The sequence below is a fragment of the Chelatococcus sp. XZ-Ab1 genome (assembly GCF_029309855.1).
GTDB lineage: Bacteria > Pseudomonadota > Alphaproteobacteria > Rhizobiales > Beijerinckiaceae > Chelatococcus_A > Chelatococcus_A sambhunathii.
In genome coordinates this window covers 218,380-243,799 of record NZ_JARKII010000002.1, presented here as the reverse complement: position 1 = coordinate 243,799, position 25,420 = coordinate 218,380, and the positions used below count along the sequence as shown (strand labels likewise).

At 68.7% G+C, this 25,420-nt stretch carries 22 protein-coding genes; 8 read left to right on the top strand and 14 right to left on the bottom strand.

What is annotated here, in order from left to right:
- Positions 1 to 15: 15 nt before the first annotated feature.
- From P2T65_RS04545 to P2T65_RS04500, 10 genes are all read right to left on the bottom strand, one after another.
- The gene (locus P2T65_RS04545; protein ID WP_276199290.1) at positions 16 to 729 is read right to left on the bottom strand and encodes a response regulator; all 714 of its coding nucleotides are present in this window, start codon (positions 727 to 729) and stop codon (positions 16 to 18) included.
- Positions 726 to 2,006 carry a hybrid sensor histidine kinase/response regulator gene (locus P2T65_RS04540; protein WP_276199399.1) on the bottom strand — a complete coding sequence of 427 codons (1,281 nt, stop codon included), beginning with the start codon at positions 2,004 to 2,006 and terminating at the stop codon, positions 726 to 728. The genes P2T65_RS04545 and P2T65_RS04540 overlap by 4 nt, the downstream gene beginning before the upstream one ends.
- 388 nt (positions 2,007 to 2,394) lie before the next feature.
- Positions 2,395 to 3,390 (bottom strand): FAD:protein FMN transferase, encoded by a 996-nt coding sequence (locus P2T65_RS04535; protein WP_055458780.1) that lies wholly within the window; start codon positions 3,388 to 3,390, stop codon positions 2,395 to 2,397.
- Between the two features lie 7 nt (positions 3,391 to 3,397).
- Entirely contained in the window at positions 3,398 to 3,940 is a 543-nt protein-coding gene (locus P2T65_RS04530; protein WP_055458781.1) for a nitrous oxide reductase accessory protein NosL, read from the bottom strand.
- On the bottom strand, positions 3,937 to 4,767 hold the full coding sequence (locus tag P2T65_RS04525) for an ABC transporter permease subunit (RefSeq protein ID WP_055458782.1): 831 nt from the start codon (positions 4,765 to 4,767) through the stop codon (positions 3,937 to 3,939). The genes P2T65_RS04530 and P2T65_RS04525 overlap by 4 nt, the downstream gene beginning before the upstream one ends.
- Complete coding sequence (locus P2T65_RS04520; RefSeq protein WP_276199289.1) at positions 4,764 to 5,681, bottom strand: ABC transporter ATP-binding protein; 918 nt, start codon at positions 5,679 to 5,681, stop codon at positions 4,764 to 4,766. Before P2T65_RS04520 ends, P2T65_RS04525 begins: the two co-directional genes overlap by 4 nt.
- On the bottom strand, positions 5,678 to 7,075 hold the full coding sequence (locus P2T65_RS04515; RefSeq protein WP_276199288.1) for a nitrous oxide reductase family maturation protein NosD: 1,398 nt from the start codon (positions 7,073 to 7,075) through the stop codon (positions 5,678 to 5,680). The genes P2T65_RS04520 and P2T65_RS04515 overlap by 4 nt, the downstream gene beginning before the upstream one ends.
- 155 nt (positions 7,076 to 7,230) lie before the next feature.
- Positions 7,231 to 9,192, bottom strand: coding sequence for a TAT-dependent nitrous-oxide reductase (gene nosZ / locus P2T65_RS04510; RefSeq protein ID WP_276199287.1), 1,962 nt, complete (start codon positions 9,190 to 9,192; stop codon positions 7,231 to 7,233).
- Positions 9,193 to 9,209: 17 nt separating this feature from the next.
- Entirely contained in the window at positions 9,210 to 11,477 is a 2,268-nt protein-coding gene (locus P2T65_RS04505; protein WP_245316401.1) for a NosR/NirI family protein, read from the bottom strand.
- Between the two features lie 316 nt (positions 11,478 to 11,793).
- Positions 11,794 to 12,999: an MFS transporter gene (locus tag P2T65_RS04500; RefSeq protein WP_055458786.1), complete on the bottom strand. Its 1,206-nt coding sequence runs from the start codon at positions 12,997 to 12,999 to the stop codon at positions 11,794 to 11,796.
- Between the two features lie 109 nt (positions 13,000 to 13,108).
- Between P2T65_RS04500 and P2T65_RS04495 the strand changes: the two genes are divergently transcribed.
- The 8 genes from P2T65_RS04495 (at position 13,109) to P2T65_RS04460 (ending at position 20,720) form a co-directional block, all read left to right on the top strand.
- The gene (locus P2T65_RS04495) at positions 13,109 to 13,957 is read left to right on the top strand and encodes a helix-turn-helix transcriptional regulator (protein WP_276199286.1); all 849 of its coding nucleotides are present in this window, start codon (positions 13,109 to 13,111) and stop codon (positions 13,955 to 13,957) included.
- 153 nt (positions 13,958 to 14,110) lie between these two features.
- Complete coding sequence (locus tag P2T65_RS04490) at positions 14,111 to 15,037, top strand: ABC transporter ATP-binding protein (RefSeq protein ID WP_055458978.1); 927 nt, start codon at positions 14,111 to 14,113, stop codon at positions 15,035 to 15,037.
- Entirely contained in the window at positions 15,034 to 15,795 is a 762-nt protein-coding gene (locus P2T65_RS04485; RefSeq protein WP_055458788.1) for an ABC transporter permease, read from the top strand. Before P2T65_RS04490 ends, P2T65_RS04485 begins: the two co-directional genes overlap by 4 nt.
- A 188-nt stretch (positions 15,796 to 15,983) precedes the next feature.
- Positions 15,984 to 16,808, top strand: a complete 825-nt coding sequence (locus P2T65_RS04480; RefSeq protein WP_055458789.1) for a DUF3100 domain-containing protein — start codon at positions 15,984 to 15,986, stop codon at positions 16,806 to 16,808.
- A 12-nt stretch (positions 16,809 to 16,820) separates the two neighbouring features.
- Positions 16,821 to 17,312 (top strand): hypothetical protein, encoded by a 492-nt coding sequence (locus P2T65_RS04475; RefSeq protein ID WP_055458790.1) that lies wholly within the window; start codon positions 16,821 to 16,823, stop codon positions 17,310 to 17,312.
- A 15-nt stretch (positions 17,313 to 17,327) separates the two neighbouring features.
- On the top strand, positions 17,328 to 18,203 hold the full coding sequence (locus P2T65_RS04470) for an NAD(P)-dependent oxidoreductase (protein ID WP_055458791.1): 876 nt from the start codon (positions 17,328 to 17,330) through the stop codon (positions 18,201 to 18,203).
- On the top strand, positions 18,200 to 19,738 hold the full coding sequence (locus P2T65_RS04465) for an aldehyde dehydrogenase family protein (protein ID WP_276199285.1): 1,539 nt from the start codon (positions 18,200 to 18,202) through the stop codon (positions 19,736 to 19,738). Before P2T65_RS04470 ends, P2T65_RS04465 begins: the two co-directional genes overlap by 4 nt.
- Positions 19,725 to 20,720 carry a LysR substrate-binding domain-containing protein gene (locus P2T65_RS04460; RefSeq protein WP_055458793.1) on the top strand — a complete coding sequence of 332 codons (996 nt, stop codon included), beginning with the start codon at positions 19,725 to 19,727 and terminating at the stop codon, positions 20,718 to 20,720. The genes P2T65_RS04465 and P2T65_RS04460 overlap by 14 nt, the downstream gene beginning before the upstream one ends.
- A gap of 15 nt (positions 20,721 to 20,735) precedes the next feature.
- Here P2T65_RS04460 and P2T65_RS04455 read toward each other — a convergent pair whose 3' ends face one another.
- The 4 genes from P2T65_RS04455 to P2T65_RS04440 form a co-directional block, all read right to left on the bottom strand.
- Positions 20,736 to 22,124: a polysaccharide biosynthesis/export family protein gene (locus P2T65_RS04455; RefSeq protein WP_276199284.1), complete on the bottom strand. Its 1,389-nt coding sequence runs from the start codon at positions 22,122 to 22,124 to the stop codon at positions 20,736 to 20,738.
- 87 nt (positions 22,125 to 22,211) lie between these two features.
- The gene (locus P2T65_RS04450; protein WP_082464760.1) at positions 22,212 to 23,111 is read right to left on the bottom strand and encodes a response regulator transcription factor; all 900 of its coding nucleotides are present in this window, start codon (positions 23,109 to 23,111) and stop codon (positions 22,212 to 22,214) included.
- Between the two features lie 149 nt (positions 23,112 to 23,260).
- On the bottom strand, positions 23,261 to 24,649 hold the full coding sequence (locus P2T65_RS04445) for an oligosaccharide flippase family protein (protein WP_276199283.1): 1,389 nt from the start codon (positions 24,647 to 24,649) through the stop codon (positions 23,261 to 23,263).
- Positions 24,646 to 25,413, bottom strand: coding sequence for an AAA family ATPase (locus P2T65_RS04440; RefSeq protein WP_055458797.1), 768 nt, complete (start codon positions 25,411 to 25,413; stop codon positions 24,646 to 24,648). The genes P2T65_RS04445 and P2T65_RS04440 overlap by 4 nt, the downstream gene beginning before the upstream one ends.
- Positions 25,414 to 25,420: the final 7 nt, after the last annotated feature.

Below are 25,420 nucleotides of genomic sequence, written 5' to 3'. Positions count from 1 at the left end.
CGCGAAACGGGAGGCCTATCCGCCGTCGGGCTCGAAGGCGTAGCCGAGGCCGCGCACGGTGCGGATGAAGCGCGGGTTGGCCGGATCGGGTTCGATCTTGCGGCGGATGCGCGTGATGCGCACGTCGATGGCGCGGTCGAAGGCCTCGGCATCACGTGCATCGGCGACGTCGAGCAGAAATTCGCGCGAAAGCACGCGGCGCGGATGATCGGCGAAGGCCTTGAGCAGCAGGAATTCGGACTTGGTCAGCGGCTGCGACTGGCCCGCCTCGTCGCGCAGGCGGTGGGTGTCGACGTCGAGCCACTTGGTGCCGAAGCGGACGCTGCGGCCGGCTGCGGGCTGGGAGGCGCCGGCCCGTGTGCTGCGACGCAGGACCGAGCGGACGCGCGCAACGAGCTCGCGCAGCTCGCACGGCTTGGCGAGATAGTCGTCGGCGCCGAGCTCGAGCCCGACGATCCGGTCGATGGCGCTCGCGGTGGCGGTGAGCATGATGACCGGCACGTCGCCCGCCGCCTTGAGCTGGCGCACCACCGACAGCCCGTCCTCGCCCGGCATGTTGAGGTCGAGCACCACGAGGTCCGGCTGCTGCCTGGCCATGAAATGGCGCAGGCTGGTGGCGCCGTCGCACAGGGTCACGGCAAAGCCGTGCAGGCGCAGGTAGTCGCCCACCATCTCACGGGTGGCCGGCTCGTCGTCGACCACCGCGATGTGCGGCCCCGTGTTCGTCATGGCGCGTCGTCACCGTCGTCGAGGGGCAGAAGGAGACTGAAGGTCGTGCCGCGGCCCGGACCGTGGCTCTGCGCCGTCACCGTGCCGCCGTGCAGCTCGGCGATGCGGCGGGTGATGAACAGGCCGAGGCCCGTCGCGCTCTCTCCGCCCGTCGGCTGGGCCGAGAGGCGCTGGAAGCGGCCGAAGAGGCGCATCTCGTCCTCGGCCAAGAGGCCCGGTCCCTCGTCGCGCACATGGCAGGCGGCGCCGCCCGGCTCGCGCGCGAGCGACAGCGTGATGTTCGTGCCCCCGGGGCTGTACTTGACGGCATTGGACACGAGGTTGTCGAGCGCCTCGCGCAGGCGGTCGGCGTCGCCCGTGATCATGAGACGCTCCGGCACTTCCATGGTGAGGCGCTGGCCCTTGCGCTCGGCGAGGATGCGGTTGCTCGCGGCGACCTCGGCAACGAGCACGGCAAGGTCGACCGGGCCGCGGCGCAACGCGATGTCGAGGGCATCGCCCATGGCGTCGGCGATGAGCGCATCGATCATCCGGCTCATGTGGCGGGCGGAGTTGCGCACGTGTTCCACCTGCGCGCGCATGGTCTCGCGCGGCGGCGGCTCCTGGCGCACGAGATCGTCCAGCATTTCCATTCGACCGAGAATGATGCCGAGCGGGTTCTTCAGGTCGTGAGCGATGGTGCCGAGCATCTCGGATTTCAGACGGTTGGCCCGGGCGAGTTCGGCGCTGCGGGCGGCGAGGCGCTCATTGGCCTCACGCAGGCTGGCGGTACGCTCGGCCACACGCTGCTCGAGCAGGGCGTTTGCGTCGGCGAGCTCGCGGCGCGCTGCCCCGAGACGCTCCAGTTGGGCATAGCTGCGCAGCGCCGCGGTCAGCGTGGTGAAGAGCCGGTCGGCGGTGAGCTCTGTCTTCGCCTTGTAGTCGTTGATGTCGTGGTCGATGACGATGCGTCGCTCCGGCGCCTGGCCGGGCTGGCCGGTGCGCAGGACGATGCGGACGGTCTCGTTGGCGAGGTCGCGGCGGATGAAATCGACGAGGCTGAGGCCGGCGTCGTCACGCTCCATGACGACGTCGAGCAGGATCACCGCGATATCAGGCCGCTCGGCGACGAGCCGGCGACCTTCGGCGGCCGAACTCGCGCTGAGGATCTCGAGGCCGCGCCCGTCGAGCCGGTAGTCCCGCAAGGCGAAGAGCGTCGCCTCGTGCACGGCCCGGTCGTCGTCGATGACGGCGACCGTCCAGGGTCGCGTCCCGCTGGCCTCTTCGTTCTGAGGCATATCGTCGGTGAGGTAGAAAAGATCGCTCTTGTCCACCAGCACGCCTCGCTCCCGCCCTGCGGCAAGACTAGCACGATCATGCGCCTGCAACATCTGCGGCCCCTGCCGAAATGCAGGGCAGGCAGCTTGGCCGATGCCGCTCACACCCAGTTGCGGATGCGCGGCCCTGCCGGGCCGGCAAGATCGATCCTCTTTGTTTGCAGGCTGGTGCACCGTCGGGAGCGGCCGGCCGAAGGCAGGTCGTGTTGTGCGTTCCGCAAAAATTTGGCTGAAAGTTGCTATTTATGAACTTAGGACGCGCAAGTTGCGAGACGAAGAGGCGCGCCGGAACCTCAGACGACGGTGAGCCGCACGTCGACGTGGAGCGGGAATCGCCGAGGCGCCGGCTTCAGAGGCGAAGGGTTTCGGCGCCGCTCGTGGCCAGCACGGTGGTGGCTCCTGCTTCCTGCCGGATGCGGCGGATCTCCGCCGCGCCAAGGCAGCTGAAGCCTGTCGACAGGGCATCGGCTGTCGTCGCGTCCGGGGCGATGACGGAGAGGCTGTCATAGCGGCGGGGGGAGCGACCGGTGCGCGGATCGATGAGATGGTCGAACCGCCCGGCGGCATCGAAGCGCAGACCGTATCCGCCGGAGGTCGCGACGGCGCAGTCGTCGAGCGCGACGGTTTCGATGAGTTGGCCGGCGGCGTGGGGATCGGCGATGCCCGCGCGCCAGGCCGTCCCGTCGGGCCGCTGTCCGAAGGCTCGCGCCTCGCCCATATCGACGAGGCTCGATGCGATGCCGCCAGCGCGCAGCAGCGTCACCACGCGGTCGGTGATCCAGCCCTGGGCGATGCCATTCAGCGTCAGCGCCATGCCGGGGCGGGCGAAGGCGATGCGGTTGCGGTCCACCATGACATGTTGCAGGCCGACCCGATGCAGGGTCTCGGCCAGGCGATCCGCGGGCGGCCCGTCCGGGGCGGCCGTCTCCTGCGCAAAGTGGCGGATATAAAGCTCCCACAGCGGCTGCACGGTCGGATCGAAGGCGCCTGCGGTCAGCGTGTGGAAGCGCCGGCACGCCTCGATGAGCGCGACGAGTTCCGGCGGCGGCGCCTCCAGCACGCCGCGCCGGTTGAGCGCGGCGAGGGCCGAATCGTCACGATAGAGGCTGAAGAGCGCTTCGAGACGGCGCACCTCCGCGACGGCGTGGGCGGCGAGCCGCTCGGCCGCGCACCGGTTCCTGTGGTGGATCCTGAGCGTCGCGACGGCGCCGAGCGCCGTTCCGCGCCAGACCACCACCTCGCCGTCCGCCGGCTGCGCCAGGGCAGTGCCGATCGGCAGAAGCGCAAGGCCGGCGGCGGCGGCGCTGATGCCGATGAAGCGGCGGCGCGTCGGGACATTCGTCATGGCAGTCTCAATGCAAGACGTGGTTGGTAAGGGCTCCGGTCGCATCGGCCCCGCCGGAGCCGAGCACGTAATCCTCGGGTACCTCGGCGAAGGTGACGACGCGCCCGCCGTTGTCGGCGGCGAATGCGTCCGCGGCCGCTCGCTCGCCGAAGGGCACGACCTCCGCCGCCCCCATGCCGCCGCGCCGCGTGCTGTCGATGACGAAGAAGGCCTTGCGCGCCTCGACCCAGTTGCGCTCGCCCGGCGCCTCCCAGCTCGGTGCCTTGCCCATGTCGGAGACATAGATGGCGAGGATGTCCTTCGGCTCTTCCGGCAGCATCGTGAAGGCGAGGGCGTCGCGGGCCGAGGAGAACCAGACCGGGTGCAGCCGGCTGTCGAGGATGATCTGGCCCTTGGGCCCGGGATGCTCGAGCACGTTCATGCCGCAATAGGCGCCGAGCGCCTCGCGCGTCAGGGCATGGGGCGGCGGCGGGGCGGCGGCCTCCTCCTGCCGGCACCCGGCGACGGTGGCCATGGCGAGGACGAGGCCGACGGCCAGAAGGCGTTTCATAGTTCTCTCCGCGAGAAGGCAAGCGTGGCGAGCGCGAGCGGCGCGAGCGCCCAGGCGCCGAGGGCGCCGAGGAGCAGCGACGGGCTCATGGCGGCGGAGCCGGCAAGGCCCGCCATGCCGGCGAACTGGCTGACATTGGCGAAGCCGGTGAGATTGAAGAGCCGGTAGGCATCCGTCGGGTTGGCGAGCAGGAGGGCGTTGAGCACCGGCGCGGTGACGGTGCGGCCCTGGTCCATGACCATCAGCCCGAGAAGGCCCATATCGTAGATGAGCACGAAGACGAGCCACACGCCGACGGCGATGCCCGCGGCCGTGCCACGATCGCGGGAAGCGGCACTGATGAACTGGCCGATGGCGACGAAGGCCGCGCCGAGGAGGACCGAGGAGCCGATCATGGCAGCGAAGGCGAGCCAGCTCGTCGCGTCGATTTCCGCCCCGCTGGCAAGCAGCGCTGCCGCCGCCGCGCCGTAGCCGACGAAGGTGGCAAAGCCGAGCACGGCGACCTGGCCCGCGAACTTGCCGAGGATCACCTGCGAGCGGCCGACCGGATAGCTGAGGAGGAGCAGCATGGTGCCGCGCTCCACCTCGCCGACGACGGCGTCGTGCGCGATGAGCAGCGCGATGAGCGGCAGGAGGAAGATCGTCAGGCTCGACAGGCTGACGATGACGACATCGAGCGGCTGGGCGCCGGTCGCGCCGGAGGGTGCCGCCCCGAGGAAGGTGAGGGACAGGGCGAGGCCGGCGAGCAGCAGGGTCGTGGCCAGCACCCAGCGGTTGCGCAGCCCGTCCCGGATTTCCTTGCCGGCGATGATCAGGATCGTTCTCATGGCCGCGCCTCCCCGGAGCGCAGGAAATGGGCATAGAGCTCGTCGAGGCTCGGCGGCGTCACCTCGATGTCCTCGATCCGCGTCTCGTCGGCGAGGGCGCGGCGCACGACCTCGATCTTGCGCGCGTCGTCGACGGCGATCTCGACCGCATGGCCGTTGACGCGCTGCAGCGGACCGAAATCGGCGAAGCGCCCCGCGAGCCCGTCGAGCCCGCCGGCTGCCGTGAGGCGCACGCGCACCGGCAGGCGGGCGAGCCGGCGCAATTCGGCGAGGGAGCCGTCCGCCACCATGGCGCCCCGGTTCATGATGACGACGCGCTCCGTCTCGCCTTCAAGCTCGGAGAGGGCATGCGACGAGAGCAGGATCGTCGCGCCCCGGCAGCGCAGCTCCTGCAGGATCTCATAGAAGCTCTGGCGCAGCGCCGGATCGAGCCCGGTCGTCGGCTCGTCGAGCAGCAGCACGCGCGGCGCGCCGATGAGGGCCTGCGCGAGGCCGAGGCGCTGGCGCATGCCCTTGGAATAGGTGCCGACGCGGCGGCTGCCGGCGGCGCCGAGGCCGACGCGCTCGAGCAGGGCGAGCGCCTCGCTGACCGGCTCGCCCTTGAGGCGGGCGTAGAAGGCGAGCGTCTCGCGCCCGGTCAGCGCCGTGTTGAAGGACACGCTCTCGGGCAAAAAGCCGAGGCGCCGGCGGGCGGCGAAGGCGCCCGAGGCCGGGTCCTCGCCGAGCACGCGCACGCTGCCGGCGGTCGGCTGGATGAGGCCGAGCATCAGTTTCATCAGCGTCGTCTTGCCGGCGCCGTTGTGGCCGACGAGGGCGACGATCTCGCCTTCGTCGAGCGAGAATGAGACGTCACGCACCGCCTCGACGGTGCGGAAGCGCTTGCCGACGCCCGAGAGCGCGACGGTTGCGGTCATGACCGGTCTCCTTGCGGCAGGTGCGGCGGCGGCGCGGGCGGCGCCATCAGCGGCCGGCTGTCGACGACCCCGCCGGGGTAGAGGGCGGGAAACTGCGATTGCGCCCAGCGGATCACCTGCACCGCCGGGCTGTTGAGCAGCACCTTGGCCTGCGGCGCCGTCCACAGCACCCGATCGACGATGCCGTTGGGCCGGTAGGCGATGTCGGCGATGCCGTCGCCGTCGAGGTCGAAGGCGGGGTTGTCGCTCCAGTAGTTGCCGCGCCCGTCCTTCGACCAGTCGAGGAAGCGGGTGCCGACATATTTCACCTGCGTGCGGTTTCTGATGAAGGCGTTGCCCGTCATGGCATTGCCCTCGGACCCGGCGGTGAAGTGGATGCCGGTCTCGCAGCCCTCGAAGCGGTTGCCCTCGAAGCGGTTGTTGTTGGCGTTGTAGATGAAGACACATTTCTCCGGGCCGGTGCGTGCGGCGCCGTCGGCCTCGCGCGCCTCCGCCCCGCCGACCGGCAGGCCGTGCTCGCCGGCATCGGCCGAAAGACCCGCGTCGCGCCAGCGCGTCGCCGGCAGCATGCGCCCGCGCACGACATTGCCCGCGATCACCGAGCCGTTGGCGTAGTTGAAGAGGAGGCCGTGGTCGCGGTCTCCGTCGGAGAGATTGTCGCGCACGGTAAGCCGGTTGGAGAACATGATGGCGAAGCCGATGGCGTTGCCGCGCGAGATGTTGCCGGAGACCTCGCTGTTGTTGGTGTACATGTAGTGGACGCCGAAGCGCAGGTTGTGGAAGCGGTTGCCGCGGAAGACGTTGTCGCGGCTCGACATCACCATGATGCCGTCGCGGCCGAAGCTGATGTCGTTGCCGATGATCCTCGCCCCCGGCGCATTCCACACCGAGACGCCGTTGCCCGCCTCGCTCGAGCGGCCGCTCGTCTGGCCGACGATGACGTTGTCGCGCACGAGGGCCCCGGCGGCGCCGTGCACGTAGACGCCAAAGAGATTGTTCTCGATGCGGTTGTGCTCGACGAGTGCGCCTCCGGCCGCGGTGCGGGTGAGGAGAATGCCGGAATCGAGCGTCTCCAGGCTGCGCCCCGAGCCGCGCACGGTGAGCCTGCGCACCGTTACGCCCGGCACGGTCACGGTGATGACGCTGCCCTCGCCGCTGCCCGCGACGGTCGCCGCATCCTGCCCGTCGAGCGTCACCGCCCGGCCGATGGTGACGGGCCCGCGATGGACGCCCGGCTGAAGGCGCAGGATGTCGCCGGGCTCAGCCCGGTCGAGCGCCGCCTGCAGCGCCTCGCCACGGGAGACGACGATCTCCCCCGCCGCGGCGGCTGAGGACAGGCCGGCGGCAAGGGCCGCCGCCGGCAGGCTGCGCAGGATGGTCGCGAGCGCACACATCGCTCAAGGTCCTTCTGGAACGGGGCGTGATGGCCTTGCCCCCCTCTCCCCGACGGAACGCGGGATTCCGGGTTCCGCCGTTGTCTGGGCAGGTCGGGCAAGCCCGGCCAGCCCGCGGGGAGAGGGGGATGAGGCCCCCCGGCCTCGTCTTCGGCTCAGGCGTTGCGCGGCTCCACGAACATCCGGCCCTTCATCTCCATGTGCATGGCGTGGCAGAACCAGCTGCAGTAGTACCAGTACACACCGGGCCGGTCGGCCGTGAAGGTGACGGAGGCCGTGGCGTGCGGCCCGACTTCCATGTTGATGCCGTAGTTGACGATGCAGAAGCCGTGCGTCAGGTCCTCGATCTCGTCGAGGTTGGTGACGAAGACTGTGACCTCGTCGCCCTGCTGCACCTGGAAGGTCTCGAGGCTGAAGGTCGGCGCCACCGACGTCATGTAGACGCGCACCTTGTTGCCGTCGCGCACGATCTTGGTGTCTTCCATGAGGTTGACGCCATCGGCCGCGGCCTGCTTCACCGCATCGGCGAAGAGCGGGTCGTCCCGCTGCCACACGTGCACCGGATTGACCTTGGAGCGGTGCACGATGGTCGCGTCATGCGGCTCCGCGAAACTCGGGCCGTCGTGGACGATGACCATGCGATCGCCGGAGATGTCGATCAGCTGGTCGTTCTCCGGCTTCAGCGGGCCGACGTTGAGGTAGCGGTCCTTCGAGAACTTGTTCAGCGATATCAGCCATTTGCCATCCGCCTCCTTGGTCTGGCCCATGGAGGTGTGGTTGTGGCCGGGCTGGTAGTGGACGTCTAGCTTCTGGATGATGGGGTTGACCTTCTCACCCTTGTAGGCGCGCTTGGCGGCGTCGATGTTCCACTTGCAGACCTGGCTGTCGATGAACAGCGTCGTATAGGCGTTGCCCTTGCCGTCATAGGCCGTGTGCAGCGGTCCGAGGCCGAGCTCCGGCTCGGCGACGACCGTGTCGCGCGGCTTGATCTTGTCGTCGAACAGGTCGTCGAACCGGCGCACGTCGAAGACCGTGACGGTTGGCGAGAGCTTGCCATTGGCGACGACGTGGATGCCGTCGGGTGCCGTGTTGATGCCGTGCGGACTGTTGGAGACCGGGATGTAGCGCGTGTAGGGCGAGACCTTGCGGCCGTCGATGACCGGCACGCCGCCCATTTCCTTGAAGTCGCCCTTCTTCACCGCCTCTTCGATGCGCTTGAGGTTGAAGACGACGATCCAGTCCTGCTCGTTCGCCATCATCTCGGGCAGGGTCACGCCCTCTTCCGAGTTGTAGCAGGTGGCGAAGGCATACTTGCCCTGGTAGTCGGCATCGACGTTGTCGAGGTTGCCGTCGACCATCACCTGCCAGGCAACCTTCATCGTGTCGCCGTCGATGGCCGAGAAGATGGCATGGTACTGCTTGTGGTCGTCGAGCACGTCGCCGGTGTTGGGGATCGGCGCGCGGTCCTCGCCGTTGGCGAAGACATAGCCGGTGCGCGGGTACTTCTGCACGCGAAGGCCGTGCACCGTGTGCTGGTTGGGCAACTGGATGATCTTGTCGCACTTCATCACGTCGCAGCGGATGCGCGCGACGCGCGTGTTGGCCTTGTCGTTGACGAAGATGTAGCGCCCGTCGTAGCTGCCGTCCGTGAACGACATGTGGGGATGGTGCAGGTCGCCGTTGAGATAGGTCTTGAGGCCCTGCTTGGCGAGGAACTCCCGCGTCTCGGGCAGGAGGCCCTCGGTCAGCACCTTGAGGCTCTCGTTGGTCTGGCCCCAGCCGGTGGCGCTGCAGCGGTTGAACACCGGCACGCGCATCAGTTCGCGCATGGAGGGCAGGCCGACGATGCGCAGTTCGCCCGTCTGGCCGCTCGAGAAGAAGACGTAATATTCGTCAAGCTCGCCGGGATGCACCTCCGCCTTCTGGCCGGCGCGCGCGGCGGGCCGCGTCTGGGCCTCGGCGGGGTTCGCAAGCGGGCCTGCGAGCGTCGTCAGCGCAGCCGTGCCGCCGGCACCGGCGACACCCGCCACCGCCGCGACGGAGGCGGTCGATCCGAGTAGCTGTCGCCGGCTGACGCCGGCCTTCGTCTCTACCGACTTCGTGTCTTCCTGTGCCATCCGAGCCTCCTTTTCGCTCATGAGGGGGCACCCGCCGTCTCGGCGGGCCGGGCCGCATCAGCCACGGCCTTGCCGTTGCGCGTGATGATGGGCTTGTTGGGGGCTTCTCCCGCGGGGCGGGGAGCGTTCTGAGCCAGCCAGCGCTCGCGCTTGACGCGCACCTGGATCATGTGCGGGCAGCGCTGGTCGTCGTGGTAGAGTTCCTGGCAGTGCATGCAGTAGATGCACTCGTTGACGTTGATGTGCCCTTCGGGGTGGATCGCCTCGACCGGGCATTCCTTGGCGCAGCGGTGGCAGGGCGAGCCGCACTCCGGCCAGCGCTTCAGCCATTCGAACATGCGGATGCGGCCGGGAATGGCGAGCGCGGCGCCGAGCGGGCACAGGTAGCGGCAGAAGAAGCGCTCGATGAACAGGCCGATAGACAGGAGCGTCAGCGCATAGATGACGAAGGGCCATTCGCGCGCGAACTTGAGGATGATTGCGGTCTTGAACGGCTCGACCTCGGCCCATTGCTCGGCGAGCCCGACCGAGTGCAGCGACAGACCGAAGAGCACGAGGAAAATGATGTATTTCAGCGGCCACAGCCGCTCATGCAGGCCCCAGGGCAGCGTCAGCTGCGGCACCTTGAGGAAGCGCGCGAGGTTGTTGGTCAGTTCCTGCAGGGCGCCGAAGGGGCACAGCCAGCCGCAGAACGGGCCCCGCCCCCAGAAGAGCAGCGCCGCTGCCACCGACGACCACAGGATGAAGACGAGCGGCGCGGCGAGGAAATATTCCCAACTGAAGCCCGTGATCAGCGCATTGGTGAAGGTGATGACATTGACCACCGACAGCTGGGCATTCATCCACCAGCCGAGCCAGAAGAGCGTGAAGGCGAGATAGCCGCGCCGCACCCAGGTGAAGAGCCGCGGCCGCGACACGAGCCAGTCCTGGAAGAAGAAGATCAGCGTCAGGACCGCGATGGCGACGGCGGCGATCGAGATGTTGACGGTGTTGTCGCGCCAGATGCGCTCCCACAGCGGCATGGCGAGTACGTCGTCCATGCTGGCCGACGGGCGTGCTTCAGCCAGTGCCGGCGCCGGGGTGGGCGCGGCGGGCGTCTCGGCGACGAGATAGCGCTCGGGCAGCCGATAGGCGAGGTCATAGGTGAGGAAGGCCTTGTCGCGGGCCCCGACCGGGCGCTGCACGAGGAGTTGCAGGTCCCATTCCCGCGCCGGATCGAAGGGGAAGTGCTCGGGCACCACGAAGAGCGCGATCTCGGGCAGGTCCGGCGCTCCGTCGGCCGCAAGGTCGCCGAGCCGGGTGTGGTTGCGGTCGCGGAAGCGCGTCGTGCTGCCGTCCTGCACGAGCTCGATGCGGTCGAAGATACCGCCGCGGACGTAGCCGGAGCCCTTGAAGGAATAGGCGCCTTCGCCCGCGACGAGGAGGGCGTGCTGCCCGGGCGCGAGCCGCTTCGTCAGGCGCTCGTAGCCTTCATCGCCGAGGAGGCTGCGGCCGATCGTCGGCACCGAGACGGGCGCGGCATAGAGGTCGATGAAGAGGTCTTCGTTCTCCCCTTCCGCTTGGGCCGCCGCTTCCGCCTGGCCGGCCCTGGCGAAGGCCTCGTTCACCTCGCCGACGGACAGGTTAAGGCGCCGCACGGAGCCGTCGCCGACGAGGTCCTCCCAGCTACGGATCTCGCTCACGGACATGTCGATGGCGCGCGCCACCGGCGCTGCGACCGGCGCGGCATCGGTGCCTCCGCCGAGGCGGCCGCTGCGCACGAGGCTCACGGCCGAGCGCACGACGCTGTCGCCCATGACGAGGACCGTGACGGTGGCGCCGCTGACAATGTCGACCTGCGGCGGGCGCTCGGCGCCGTGCGCCACAGCGGCCATGTCCTTGCCGATGAGGCTGTTGACGGCGGCAACGATGCGTTCTTCCGGGATGCCGATGAGAACGATCGGCTCCTTGTGGTCGACGAGCCTGATCGACCGCACGACGCCGCTCGCCTCGATGCCCACGAGCATCTTGATGGGCTTGCCGGAATAGCCGACGGCATTGGCGAAGTCGGAATTGAGATAGACGAAGCCGAGCCGCTCCTCGCCGCGCATCACCGGCGCGATCGGCGGCTCCCCCTGGGGCGGGCCGAAGCGCTCCGCCTGTGGAAAAATGTCCTGCGGGGCGACCTTGCCGAGGTAGCGGTCAAGCTCGCCCGCTGCCGCCGGCTGCCCCGCCGCGGCGAGAAGGAGGCACGCCGCAACGAGAAGCGGCACGGCCAGGAAGGCGAAGGGGGTGCGGCGGTTCATCATGTCTCGTCAGGATCGTCGCCTGCCCCCGAGTTGGGCGCGGCGTGCATCCTGTTTGGGCGCATTCGGCCTCCGGCACTTTGAGGCGCATCAAATTGGCCGATCGGCATGCCGCGGGCCGTCGCCCGCGTCGTTAGGCGCGTCCGCGTGCGACATCGTCGTCCATGGCCGGAGCCGGGGGCGATGATCCTGGTGCTGCCGCAGCCCGACAGCGAACTTTATGAAGGTGGAAAACGCGATGAAGCGGTGGTGAGGGAGGGCGTCGCTGTTCCCGGCTCGCCCTTGTTCGGAAGCGTCCTCTTCCCGGCGCGCCGTATCAGGCGGCCCCGCCGCGCCGCAGGTTGGGCAGGAAGATGGTGAGGAGCCCGAGCAGCGGCAGGAAGGAGCACAGCCAGTAGACATAGGCGATGCCCTTGGCGTCGGCGACGACCCCGAGCAGCGCCGCCGCGATGCCGGCCGTGCCGAAGGCGAGACCGAAGAAGATACCCGCAACCATGCCGACGCGGCCGGGGACGAGTTCCTGCGCGAGGACGACGATGGCCGGGAAGGCGGAGGCCATCACGAGGCCGATGACGGCAGAAAGCACGATCGTCCACTCGAGGCTGGCGTAGGGCAGGGCGAGCGTGAACGGCACGGCGCCGAGGATGGACACCCAGATCACTGCCTTGGCACCGATGCGGTCGCCGATCGGGCCGCCGAGGATCGTGCCAGCCGCCGCCGATCCGAGGAAGACGAACAGCATCACCTGCGACAGCTGCACGGACACGCCGAACCGGTCGAGCACGTAAAAGGTGTAAAAGCTGGAGATGCTCGCCATGTACACGTTCTTCGAGAAGGTGAGGATGGCGAGCACCACGAGGGCGACGACGATCTTGTACCGGGCGATCGAGACCGTGCGCGTCGCCTTCGGGCGTTGCGTCACCCGCGCCTGGTAGCGCGCGTACCAGGCGCCGACCTGCCACAGGATGGCCATGCCGATGAAGGCGATGAGGGAGAACCAGGCGACGCTCGCCTGGCCGCGGGGCACGACGATGAAGGCGGCGAGCAGAGGCCCGAGCGCCGAGCCGAAATTGCCGCCGACCTGAAACAGCGACTGGGCGAGGCCGTAGCGTCCGCCGGAGGCGAGACGCGCGACGCGCGAGGCCTCGGGATGGAAGATCGCCGAGCCGATGCCGATGAGCGCCGCCCCGGCGACGAGGAGGAGGTAGTCGCTGGCGAAGGCGAGAACCATCAGGCCCACGAAGGTCGAGCCCATGCCGACGGGCAGCGAATAGGGCATGGGCCGCTTGTCCGCGTAGAGGCCGATCATCGGCTGCAGCAGCGACGCCGTACCCTGGAAGGTCATGGTCAGGAGCCCGATCTGCCAGAAGTCGAGCCCGTAGTCGCGCTTCAGCATCGGATAGATCGCCGCCAGCAGCGACTGCATGACATCGTTGATGAGATGGCACAGGCTCACCGCCGCGATCACGAGGAAGGCCGTGTTCTCGGCATGGGATCTGGCGGTGACGGGCGTGTCGGTCACGGGCTGGGCTCCGATGGCTTGCTGCTTCTTCCATAGGCCGCTTGCGGGCGTACTGCTTTCGTGTTTTGGTCCAAAAGTTTCGTGGCTGGGCCAAGTCTGAGGGTGGCGCATGAATGGGCGTAGCGTCATGCAGCCCCTGCATGTCGATCGGCAGCGCCGGGAGTGGATCGACAGCGCGCAGGCGGCGGTCATCGCCCTGCCGGCGGACTATCCGGACGGCCATCACGTCACGCGCCACCGCCACACGCGCGCGCAGCTGCTCTATGCCTTGTCCGGCGTCGCCATGGTCCACACGGACAGCGGCCGCTGGATGGTGCCGCCCGGCCATGCCATCTGGCTGCCGGCGGGGATCGATCACGCGGTTGACATGCTCGGCGACGTCGCGATGCGCTCCGTCTATGTCCGCCCCGCGGCCATTCCCGGCCTGCCGCAGGATTTGCGCGTGGTTGCCGTCACCAGCCTCATGCGCAGCCTCATCGTCGAGGCGATGGCGCTGGCGCGCGATGTGCCCGCGGCCGGCCGCGACGCGCTGCTGCTCGACCTCATCCTGCACGAGATTCCGCGCCTTCCCGAGCGGCCGCTGGCGCTGCCCTTTCCGGCCAATCCCCAGCTCGTCGCGCTGTGCCGCCGCTTCCTCGCCGAGCCGTCGGCGCATGTCACCATCGACGCCTGGGCGAAGGCCGCCGGCATGAGTCGGCGCAGCTTCACCCGCACCTTCCAGCGCGAGACCGGGCTCAGCCTCTCCCTGTGGCGCCAGCAGGCCTGCCTCTTCGCCGCGCTGCCGCGCCTTGCCGACGGCGAGCCGGTGACCCTTGTGGCGCTCGACCTCGGCTATGAAAGCATCGCGGCCTTCATCACGATGTTCCGACGCATGACGGGCGAGGCGCCACGGGCCTGGCTGAAGCGCGGGCAACGTGCGGTCGCAGCCGGTGAACGGGTTGCGATCACGCAAGCGTGACCCCACCTGTCGGGCCTGCACCCTCGCAAGGACCGATCCATGCCCACCATCCATGGCCACGACGCGGCTGTCGCGGAGGCCGAGCGGGACGCCGCGTCCGGCAAGCCGGAAAAAACCGTCGAAACGGCACGCGCCGACGCTATCCTGCCGCGCATGCAGCCCATCCTCTCCATCACGAATCTCTCGAAGACCTATGCATCCGGCTTCGAGGCCCTGAAGGGCATCGATCTCGAGATCCGGCGCGGCGAGATCTTCGCGCTGCTCGGGCCGAACGGCGCCGGCAAGACGACGCTGATCAGCATCGTCTGCGGGCTCGTGACGCCGAGCACGGGCACCGTGCGCGTCGACGGGCACGACATCATCGCCGACTACCGGGCCGCGCGCTCCATCATCGGCCTCGTGCCGCAGGAACTGACGACCGATTCCTTCGAGACCGTCTGGGCTACCGTGAGCTTCAGTCGCGGGCTCTTCGGCAAGCCGGCGAACCCGGCCTATATCGAGAAGGTACTGAAGGACCTCTCGCTGTGGGACAAGCGCAACGCCAAGATCATGACGCTGTCGGGCGGCATGAAGCGCCGGGTGCTCATCGCCAAGGCGCTGGCGCACGAGCCGCGACTCCTCTTCCTCGACGAGCCGACGGCCGGCGTCGACGTCGAGCTTCGGCGCGACATGTGGAACGTCGTGCGCACGCTGCGCGACACGGGCGTCACCGTCATCCTCACCACCCACTACATCGAGGAGGCGGAGGAGATGGCGGACCGCATCGGCGTCATCAACCGCGGCGAGCTGGTGCTCGTCGAGGAGAAGGATGAACTGATGCGCAAGCTGGGCCGCAAGGAGTTGACGCTGCATCTGCAGGTGCCGCTCGAGGCGCTACCCCCGGGGCTCGACGGCTATGCGCTCCAGCTGTCGGAAGACGGGACGGAACTGACCTACGTCTACGATACCCAGGGCGAGCGCACCGGCATCACCACGCTGCTGCAGGACCTGTCGGGCGCAGGAATCCGCTTCCGAGACCTGCAGACGCGGCAGAGCTCCCTTGAGGAAATCTTCGTCAGCCTCGTGAGGAACGCCCGATGAACCTTCACGCCATCAGCGCCATCTACCGCTTCGAGATGGCGCGCGCCGGGCGCACGCTGCTGCAGAGCATCGTCTCCCCCGTCATCTCGACCTCGCTCTACTTCGTGGTCTTCGGCGCGGCCATCGGCCCGCGCATGGCCGAGATCGACGGCGTGAGCTACGGCGCCTTCCTCGTGCCCGGGCTCATCATGCTGACGCTGCTGACGCACAGCATCTCCAACGCCTCCTTTGGCATCTATTTCCCGCGCTTCGTCGGCACCATCTACGAGGTGCTGTCGGCGCCGGTCTCGCCGATGGAGATCGTGGTCAGCTATGTCGGCGCGGCGGCGACGAAATCGATCATCCTCGGCCTCATCATCCTGGCGACGGCTGCCCTCTTCGTGCCGCTGCGCGTGGAGCATCCCTTCTGGATGCTCGCCTTCCTCGTGCTGACGGCGGTGACGTTCAGCCTCCTCGGCTTCGTCATCGGAATATGGGCCGACAATTTCGAGAAGCTGCAGCTCGTGCCGCTGCTCATCGTCACGCCGCTCACCTTCCTCGGCGGCAGCTTCTATTCCATCGACATGCTGCCGCCCTTCTGGCGCGCCGTGAGCCTGTTCAACCCGGTCGTCTATCTCGTCAGCGGCTTCCGCTGGAGCTTCTACGGCATCTCCGACGTCAACATCGCGGTGAGCGTCGCGATGACCCTCGCCTTCCTCGTGCTCTGCCTCGCCGTCGTCAGCTGGATCTTCCGGACCGGCTACCGCCTCAAGACCTGAAGCGCGCTCGCGGCCGCCGCTGCAGGCGGCCGCATCCTCCTCAGCGTTGCTCATGGCGCAACTCTTCGGCGCGAAAACAGTTCTATTCGCAACGCAATTTTGCCGGCATGGTGCCATCTTGCCGGCCTGATCGTGGGCGCGAGCGTTCGAGAATCGACGACGGCCGGCGCCACAGAGGGGGTCTTCTCATGGCTACCAGCCGCGGCGGGGCGATCGGTCCCGCGCTCGTTCTTCATCTGGCGGTTCTCGCTATCGTCGTCGTGTCCGAGATCATCGGCCTCATCCGCGTGCCGATCGGCATCGGGGCGGTGATCCTCCTGCCGATCCTCTACGCCTTCGCGCTGGGCATCATCTTCAATCCCAATGTGCTCAAGGCGACGGGCAGGGTGCTCAACCACGACGCGACGAAGCTCGCCGGCACCATGATCACCATCGCGATCATGCCGTTCATCGCCCGCTTCGGCACGACGGTCGGCCCGCAGATCGAGAAGATCATCGCCGCCGGGCCCGCGCTTATCCTGCAGGAGCTGGGCAACCTCGGCACGATCCTCATCGCCTTCCCGGTCGCGGTCTTCCTCCTGCGCATGGGCCGCGAGGCCATCGGCGCGAGCTATTCCATCGACCGCGAGCCGAACCTTGCCCTCATCGCCGACAAGTACGGGCTCAACAGCCCGGAAGGCGCCGGCGCCATGGGCGTCTATGCCACGGGCACCCTGATCGGCACCTTCGTCTTTGCCCTCATGCCGCCGCTCGTGCACGGGCTCGGCATCTTCGACGTGCGTGCGCTCGCCATGTCCTGCGGCGTCGGCTCCGGCTCGATGCTCGCGGCCTGCACCGGCGGTCTCGTCGCGGCCGTGCCGGACCAGAAGGATCTCATTCTCGCCCTCGCCGCAGCGAGCAACATCCTGACCTATGCCACGGGGCTCTATGCCGGCCTCTTCCTCGCCCTGCCGCTCACCGAGTGGCTCTACCGCACCTGTGCGCCGGCCGACCGCGCCAGCACGATGCACTGAGGAGCCTCAGCCATGAACAACGAGATCGCCATTTCCGATGCGCCGGCCGAGGGTCGTGCGATCGACCTCGCCAGCCATGCCGTTCAGCTCCTCGTCGTCTGCGCCGTCGCGCTCGTCGGCAACTGGGTGGCGACGAACGTCTCGCCGCTCGAGGCGCTGCCGGGCATGGCCTGCCTCTATGCCATGACGATCGTCGGCCTCGTCATCGCCAAGTACATGCCGTTCTACCTGCCGAGCGTCGCCTGGATCTCCCTCGTCGCCATCATCGCGACAATCCCCGGCGTGCCGGGAGCCGCCTTTGTCAACGAGGCGGTCGGCAAGCTGAATTTTCTCGCGATGGCGACGCCGGCGCTCGCCTATGCGGGCCTCGCGCTCACGAAGAACGAGTTCGCGATCGCCCGCAAGTCGGGCTGGAAGATCGTCATCGTCGCCATCTGCGTGATGTTCGGCACCTATATCGGCTCGGTCGTCATCGCCGACCTCGTGCTGCGCATCACCGGCTGAGAAGGTTCCCGAACCATGGCAGTGCAAAAGGTTGCGGTCGTCGGTCTCGGCCGCATGGGACAGGGCATGCTCGCGACCCTGGCGCGGGCGGGCGTGCCGGTGATCGGCTATGACGTCGCTGCCGGCGCCCGTGAGGCGGTGGCAACGGTCCCCGGCGCCGAGGTCACCGCCGACCTCCCCGCTATCTGGCGCGAGGCTGAGACGATCGTCCTGTCGCTGCCCTTCCCGGCCACCGTCGAGGCGGTGCTGACGGGGGAGGGCGGCCTCGCCGCCTCGCCCGCGAGCGGCCGGCTCGTCATCGACACTTCGACGAGCGATCCGGACCTGACGCGCGCCTTGCACGCCCGCCTCGCCTCGGCCGGGCACACGCTCGTCGATGCGCCCGTCAGCGGCGGCCCTGCCGGCGCCGCGGCCGGCACGCTCGCCATCATGGTGGGCGGGACGGCCGAGGCGGTGGCCCGCGCGAGGCCCGTGCTCGACATCCTCGGCCAGAAGGTCTCTGTCGTCGGCGGGCCGGGCGACGGCCACATCGCCAAGCTGGTCAACAACGTGCTCGTCGCCGGCCAGCTCATCCTCGCCGGCGAGGCGATGCGCGTCGGCGTCGCCGCGGGCGCCTCGCAGGAGGGGCTGATCACGGTCGTCAACGGCGCTTCCGGCCGCAGCGCCGTCACGGAGGTGAACTATCCGCGCTGGATCGCGAGCGGCAGCTTCGATTCCGGCTTCACCATGGGCCTCATGGCCAAGGACGTCGGCCTCGCGCTCGCGCTCGCCGAGCGCACGGGCCTCGCCATCCCCATGCTGCGCGAGGTGCGCGAGCGCTGGAATGCGCTGACAAGGGGCTGGGGACCGGCTGCCGACTTCAACCGCGCCGCTCTGGGAGATCCTGCATGACCGACCCTTCCGCGACCGCCCTTTCCGCAGCACCTGCCGACGCGCGCTCGCTCCTTTCGCCGTTCTGGGGGGAGGAGGCCCGGGTGGCGAGCCTCGTCGCCGGCCGCCTCGTCGACGGCGCCGGCGACACGGTGACGGTCGCCGACCCGGCGAGCGGGCGCACCCTCCTCACCTATGCCGATGCGGGCGAGGCGCTCGTCGCCACCGCCGCGGCGGCGGCCGATGAGGGGCGCAAGGCGTGGTGGGGGCTGACGGCTGCCGAGCGCGGCCGCATCCTCCATCGCGTCGGCGCACTGGTGCGCGAGCGGGTGGAGGATCTCGCCCGCATGGAGGCGGTCAATGTCGGCAAGCCGCTGGCCGATGCGCGCGCCGAGGCGATCAAGGTCGCCGAGATGTTCGAGTACTACGCCGGCTGGTGCGACAAGATCCACGGCGAGGTCATCCCCGTGCCGACCTCGCACGTCAACCAGACCATGAAAGTGCCCTACGGCGTCGTGCTGATCATCACGCCGTGGAATGCACCGCTCTTCGTCGCCGGCTGGAATGTGGCCCCTGCGCTCGCCACCGGCAATGCGGTGCTGCTCAAGCCTTCCGAGAATACGCCGCTCACCGCGCTCGCCCTCGGCCGGCTCATGATCGAGGCCGGCGTGCCCGAAGCAGCCGTCGGCGTGCTGACCGGCCTCGGCCACACGACGGGTGCGGCCGCCATCCGCCACCGCGCCGTGCGCAAGGTGGCCTTCATCGGCTCACCGGCCACGGGCCGGCGCATCGCGGCGCTATGCGCCGAAGGCGTCAAGCCCTGCGTGCTCGAGCTCGGCGGCAAGTCAGCCAATATCGTCTTCGCCGATGCCGACCTCGAAAAGGCCGTGGGCGGCGCCGCCGGCGCCATCTTCTCCGGCGCGGGCCAGAGCTGTGTCGCCGGTTCGCGGCTCCTTGTCGAGCGCAGGATCTACGGTGAGGTCGCCGAGAGGCTCGCCGCGCTCGCCGAGAAGATCGTGGTCGGCGCGCCGCTGGCGGCCGGCACGCAGGTTGGCCCCGTGCAGAACGCGCGTCAGCACGCGCGCATCGAGACGATGGTGGCCCAGGCCCGGCGCGACGGTGCCCGGCTTCTTGCGGGCGGCGCCCGGCCGGCGGGATGTGACGACGGCTTCTTCTATCGCCCGACGGTGCTCGCCGATGTCACCAACGACCTCGAGATCGCCCGCGAGGAGGTGTTCGGCCCGGTGGTCGGCGTCATTCCCTTCCACGGGGAGGCGGAGGCGCTCGCCATCGCCAACGACAGCGACTTCGGCCTCGCCGGTGCGGTCTGGACCCGCGACGTCGGGCGCGCCATGCGTATCGTCTCGCAGCTCGAGGCGGGCACGCTGTGGGTCAATTCCTACAAGACGATCAGCGTGATGACGCCGTTCGGCGGCTTCAAGGACAGCGGCTTCGGCCGCTCGAGCGGGCGCGAGGGACTTGACGAATACCTGCAGACCAAGAGCATCTGGATCGAGACAGCAGAGAAGCCCGGCTTCAGCTTTGGCTACGGTTGATGGAGATGGCGGCGCGCGCAGCCGGCGGGGCCTGACCCAGGCCCGCGGGCGGCTGGCGCGCGCCCTGCGCTCCATCGACGACCGCTCGTTGCAGTATTTCCGGGCCGCCTTCGATGCCGGTTCCATCCGCGGCGCAGCCGAGGCCATGGGCGTCGCGCCCTCCGTGGTGAGCCGTGCCGTGCGCGCCATCGAGCTCAACCTCGGCGTGCCGCTGCTGGAGCGCGGGCGGCGCGGCATCCGCGCCACCGTCGCGGGCGAACTCCTGGCGCAGCATGCGCAGGAACGCTGGCGGCTTGACGAGCGCCTCATCGAGGAATTGTCGGCCGTCGAGGGCGGGGAGCGCGGCATCGTGCGCTTCGCCATCGGAGAGGGCTTCATCGCCGCCACCTTCCGCACGCGCGCGGCGCGCTTCCTTGCCACCCATCCCAATGTGACGCTGCATGCGGAGACGGCGGGCACCGAACAGATGCTGGAGCGCCTCGGCGCGGGCGAGCTCGACCTTGCCCTCGCCTTCAGCCCGCGCCTCACGCCCGCGCTCGATTGCCTGGCCGAGGCGGCGACGCCGGTCTTCGCGGTGATGCATAAGGGCCATGCCTTCGCCGGCGCGGAGCGTCTGCCGCTGTCGGCCTTCGCCGATGTGCCGTGCGCGCTCCAGCTGACACGTTACGGCACGCGCCGTGCCATCGAGCAGGCGGAATGGCTCGGTGGCTTTCGCCTGCGCAAGCAGGTGGAGAGCAATTCCATCGCCCTACTGCTCGAATTCGCGCGCGAAGGCAGCGGCGTCACCTTCCTGCCGCGCTTCGCCATCCACGGCATCGATGGCGGGCTCGCCACCGTCGCCCTCGCCGACGGGCCGCTCGTGGGGGCCCGATCCATGCTGCTGAAAAAGCGGGGCCGCGCCCTCGGCGCCGCGGCACAGCTCTTCGCCGCCGACATCACGGCGATGATGGCTCGGCTCGGCCGCATGGACGAGGCGCACTGAGGAGTGCCCGGCGCTTCAGCGCACCGCCACCGTTCCGTTCGCGGCGCCACCGCTCGCGATGCCGCCGGGTGTCACCGCGCTGACGGAAACCTGCAGCACGTCGCCGGGATAAAGCTCCGTGTCCTCGTCCGCGAGGAAGCGCGCGCGGCCTCCATCGTCCTTGCGGACGATCATCACCTGGGGCTTCAACGCGGCGCTCGGGCCGGCGTCGGGCAGGTCCAGCGTCCGCTGCCGCACGAGCATCAGGCCGTTGATCCGCGAGCGCAGGCCTTCGGCCCTGCCGTTCGCTTCCTGCAGGTCGCGCAGCAGAACCATGCGTAGCTCCACATCGAGCCGGTCGAGCTGTGACTGCATCTCGACGCGCAGCCGCCGGACCTGCATCAGGCGCGAGGTCGTTTCGAGCCGCCGGGACGCCGACAGCATCACGGCTCGCCGCGCATCTGTTACCCGCTGGCTGATCAGTTCCCCGCGACCGTAGAGCTTCGTGGCGCGCTCCAGCTCCTCGGTATCGTCAGCGGCGCTCTTGTCCTCGACCTTCTGGCGTTCGGCCAGGACCTCGATCTCGTCGTCGCATTCCTTGAGGGAGCGCACGAGGGCATCCCGGCGGCGATGCTGATCGGCCTCGACGGCGGCGACGCGCTCGGATTCGAGGGTCAGGATCTGGGTGGCGCTCGCACGGGTGATGGGCCCGCCGACGAGGGTGGAGAAGTCGAAGGGTGCGTCCTGCCCCAGCAGCTTGCGCAACCCCCAGATCCGTGCCTCGATCCGCACGTATTCCGCCCACAGGGCGCCGAACTCGGCCTCGAAATTGGCCGTCTCGGCGAAGCGGTCGCCGGTGCCGAAACGCACGAGCGAATAGCTGCCGGCGGCCGTCACGGCCTGACGCACGGTCATAGACGGGCGATAGACGTATTCGCCCGGTTTCAGAACGTCGCCGTTGACGTAGATCGGTCGGTATTCGACGACGCTGGCCGTGACCTCGTCCGGGCCGATGATGATGTCGACTTGGCTGCCATCGGGCATCCGGCGCTGAAAGACCTTGGCGGCGAGCGCCGCCTGGACCTGGTCCTGCAGCTCCGCGGCGGTGAGCCCGGCGACCTTCATGGTGCCGATCAGCGGAAACGCGATATGGCCGTCGATGCGCACGGGCAGGCGGCGCTGCAATTCGGGTGCTGCCGTCACGACGATCTCGATCACGTCGCCAACGTCGACCCGGAAATCTGCCCTTGCCGGGACGAGGAGGACGAGCAAGGCGGCCACGAGGACGAAGGGAAAGGGAAGCCGGGCGGACAGCCGGCGAGGAAGCGGGACCAGCATGGCCTCGCCGGCAAGCCGCCGTGCGACACCGCTGCCGCCATCACCCGTATCGTGCCACATGCGGCAAGAAGAGCCTGTCAGATCCATGGTCGTGGCCCCGATGGTTGGTTTGGCGGTGCCCCTCCGAACCTGCCCGTGCGCGATCCGGTCGGGCCGGTCCCGCAGGGGCCCGCGTCACGTCAGCGCCCGGCAAGGGCTGCGTGCCGCTGTGGATGCCGCCGGGGCCTCGGCGAGCGAGCGCTCCTCTGCATCGTCCGCCACCGTCGACAGGTAGGATTGATGGCTGAGGGCCCAGATGGCCGCCTGGGTGCGGTTGCGGACCTTCATCTTTCTGAGCAGCACCTTGAGATGCGCCTTCACCGTGCCTTCGCTGACGGCAATCTTGCGCGCGATGAGCTTGTTCGAGTCGCCTTGGACGAGGCAGCGCAGGATGAAGTGCTGACGCGGCGAAAGGGCAGGCAGCCCATGCTCCGGGACGTGCGCGAAGGATGTTGCGGCCGTCTCCATGCCGAATGCCGCTAGCTTGACGTCGGCGCCCGGCCCCGGCTCCGGATCAGAGCGCTTGGGGGTGTCGTCGTCGCCGCCCGCCGCGTCGCTGCGATCGGGCGAACGCTCGGTGTCGTCGGCGAGATTGAGCGCCCACAGCACCGGCTGCACGACCGGCTCGCCCAGCATCACGAGCTCGAGCGCCTTGATGAAGACGTCGCAGGCTGACACATGGGCAAAGCACGCATTGGCGCCGGCCCTGAGCGCGGTGGCAATGTCGCTGCGGCGGAGGCTCTCGCCGAAGACCGCAATGCGCGCCGTCGGGCAGGCGTCCCTGAGCGATCGGATCTGCCTGATCTTGTGATCAAAGTCGGAATCGACATCGACGATAATCAAAGCCGAGCCCGAGACGGGAAGAGCCGATATATCGAGCCCGTCGAGTGCGGGGGCTGACATGATCTCCGTAAAACTGGCGCCACTCAGAACCCGCGCTAAACCTTCCCTTAGAAGTGTATTTGAGGATACAACAATAGTAATGGCAGGAATTTGTCTCATCCCCACATCCCCTGCCAGCGTGATCCCGGACATTAAAAATTTATCTTAAATGATGCATGTGTCAACGCGGGGCAGTTAATCTGTTTAAATTAGCTGCCGGAATTTGGCGTTGCCGCTCATGGGTTTCAGACCTTTCGCCAAGGATCGATTGGGGGCGGGCGGCGTCCTGCGGGGCCGCACCGTCAGGACCGCGGCGCGGCCAGGCGCAGGAGACCGGGCGCGAGCCCCAGCCGCCGCCAGATCCAGAGCGCCATGGCGGCATTCCAGGCGAGCAGGGTGCCCGCCGATCCGAGGGCCGCGCCGGCGACGCCGAAGAACTGCACCAGCACCAGGCTGACGACGATGTTCGCGCCGGCTGCGCCGACGAGCAGTGTCGCGGCGCTGCGCTCGTGCCCCGTCATGGTCATCACATAGAGTTGAGATCCGGCCCCGACGGCGAGCACCTGCGCGACGAGCAGGATGCGCAGCGGCACGACGCCCTCGCTATAAGCTGTGCCGAAGGACGACATCAGCGGTTCGGCGACAACGAAGATGACGGCCGCGATGGCCGCGGCCGCGGCGAGCGTCCACTGGGCGGTGCGCTGTACCAGCGCCTGCAGGGCGTGCCGGTCCCCGGCCGCGTGCAGGCTGGAGATTGCCGGCGCAAAAAGCGTGTTGACGGCCACCCGCGGCAGGGTCACGAGCAGCGCGACATTGAACGCCAGGCTGTAGATGCCGGCTTCCGTCGTATGGTCCATCCAGCCGAGCACGATGACGCCGGTGCGGTTGAGCAGCACCTCGGTCGCCCCGGCGATCATCAAGGGCAGGGCCGCGTTCCGCCAGGCGGCCGTATCGTACTCGGGCGGGACCTCCGGTCCGGGCAACGGATGATGGGTCCGCATGACGTAATGGGCGAGCAGCAGGCCGGTCACGGCACCGGCGAGGGCGGCGGTGAGGGCCCATTGCGCACTGATCTGGCGGCCGACAAGAAGGGTCGCAATCGTGACGAGCACGACGAGGCTGCCTTCACGGACGATGCGGTCCGGGGCGAGAGCGGCGACGACGGCGCCCGAGGCCCGAAGCACGGTGCATTGGACCCGCAGCAGCGCGACGAAAGGAACCGCGGCAAAGCCGATGAGAAACGGCACGGCCAGGTCGTCGTCCGGCTGCCAGGCCAGCATCAGGCAGGCGCTCGCAAGGGTGAGGGTCAACCCGACGACGGCGACGCTGCGCCGGGCGTAGCGCACGACGCCGCGCATCAGCGCCCAGGCTTCCTTCGCTCGGTAGACAGGCACGAAACGCAGCAGCGCGACATCGAAGCCGAGGGTCGAGACATAGATGAGGACCGTCGCCCAGGCCGTCACATAGGCGTAGATGCCATAGTCGTGTACGCCGATGAGGCGCGCGACGACGAGCTGCGAGAGATAGGTGATCGCATAGCCGGCGCTGTAGACGAAGAAGGCGACGAGGCCGCCACGCCGCACGCGCCCGGCAGCCGCGGCAGCCGAGAAGAGATGCGCCTCCGCGCCTTTGCCGTCGGCCGGTTCGCCCGCGGGGGCGTCTACTGCCGGCACGGTCTTCATCGGTTTCATCCGCCGGACCTCCTCAGCTCCTGGTGCTGCGCGGAACGGTATTGACGAACCACCTCCTGCTCGATCCGCTCGAGGCTGCTCTCGGTCGAGGGATCGTCCACCGAGCAGGCACACAGGACCGGATGTCCGCTGCGGACGAGCAGGTCGCGGAGCTGGTGCGCGACCGGAACGAAATCCGGCCTGTCGCGGCGCTCGAAGAAGCGCTCGATGAGCTGCAGGCGCGACAGCCGCTCGATCGTCCGCTTTTTCAGCAGCGTCGGGGATACGCTCACGAGCACCGAGAGCTGCGCGAGCGGGATGCTTTCGAGGAGCATGACGAGCGACGCGACGTCGGCGTGACCGGAAAGGATCGCCAGAGAGCAGAGCTCTTGGACGAGCCCTTGGTCGAAGATCGTGATCCGCCCCAGTCGCGCGGCGCCGTACCAGGCCTGCGCCATGCGGCAGATGTATTGGGCCTCGCGCAGCCGCGTGAGGATGCCGCGCGGGGGCAGGGTTTTGAGCATGCGGTTCGCGAGGGCGATCTGCTCGGCATTGGCGAGGGGGTGGCGAACGATCGACAGGGTTTCGGCGACGGACCTGCGCATGCGGCGGATGGGGGCGAGCTGGCGTGTGAGGCGGTCCGGCCCGCGCAGTGGAACGAGTTCCGTCGGCCTGCTGCTGTGCCAGAGGACCGTGTCGTAGCCCTGCGCGTTCAGCCGTGCGGCGAGCATGCGCGCCAGCGTCGTTTTGCCGGCGCCCGGAGGACCGAAAAATTCGACGATCATGGGGCCT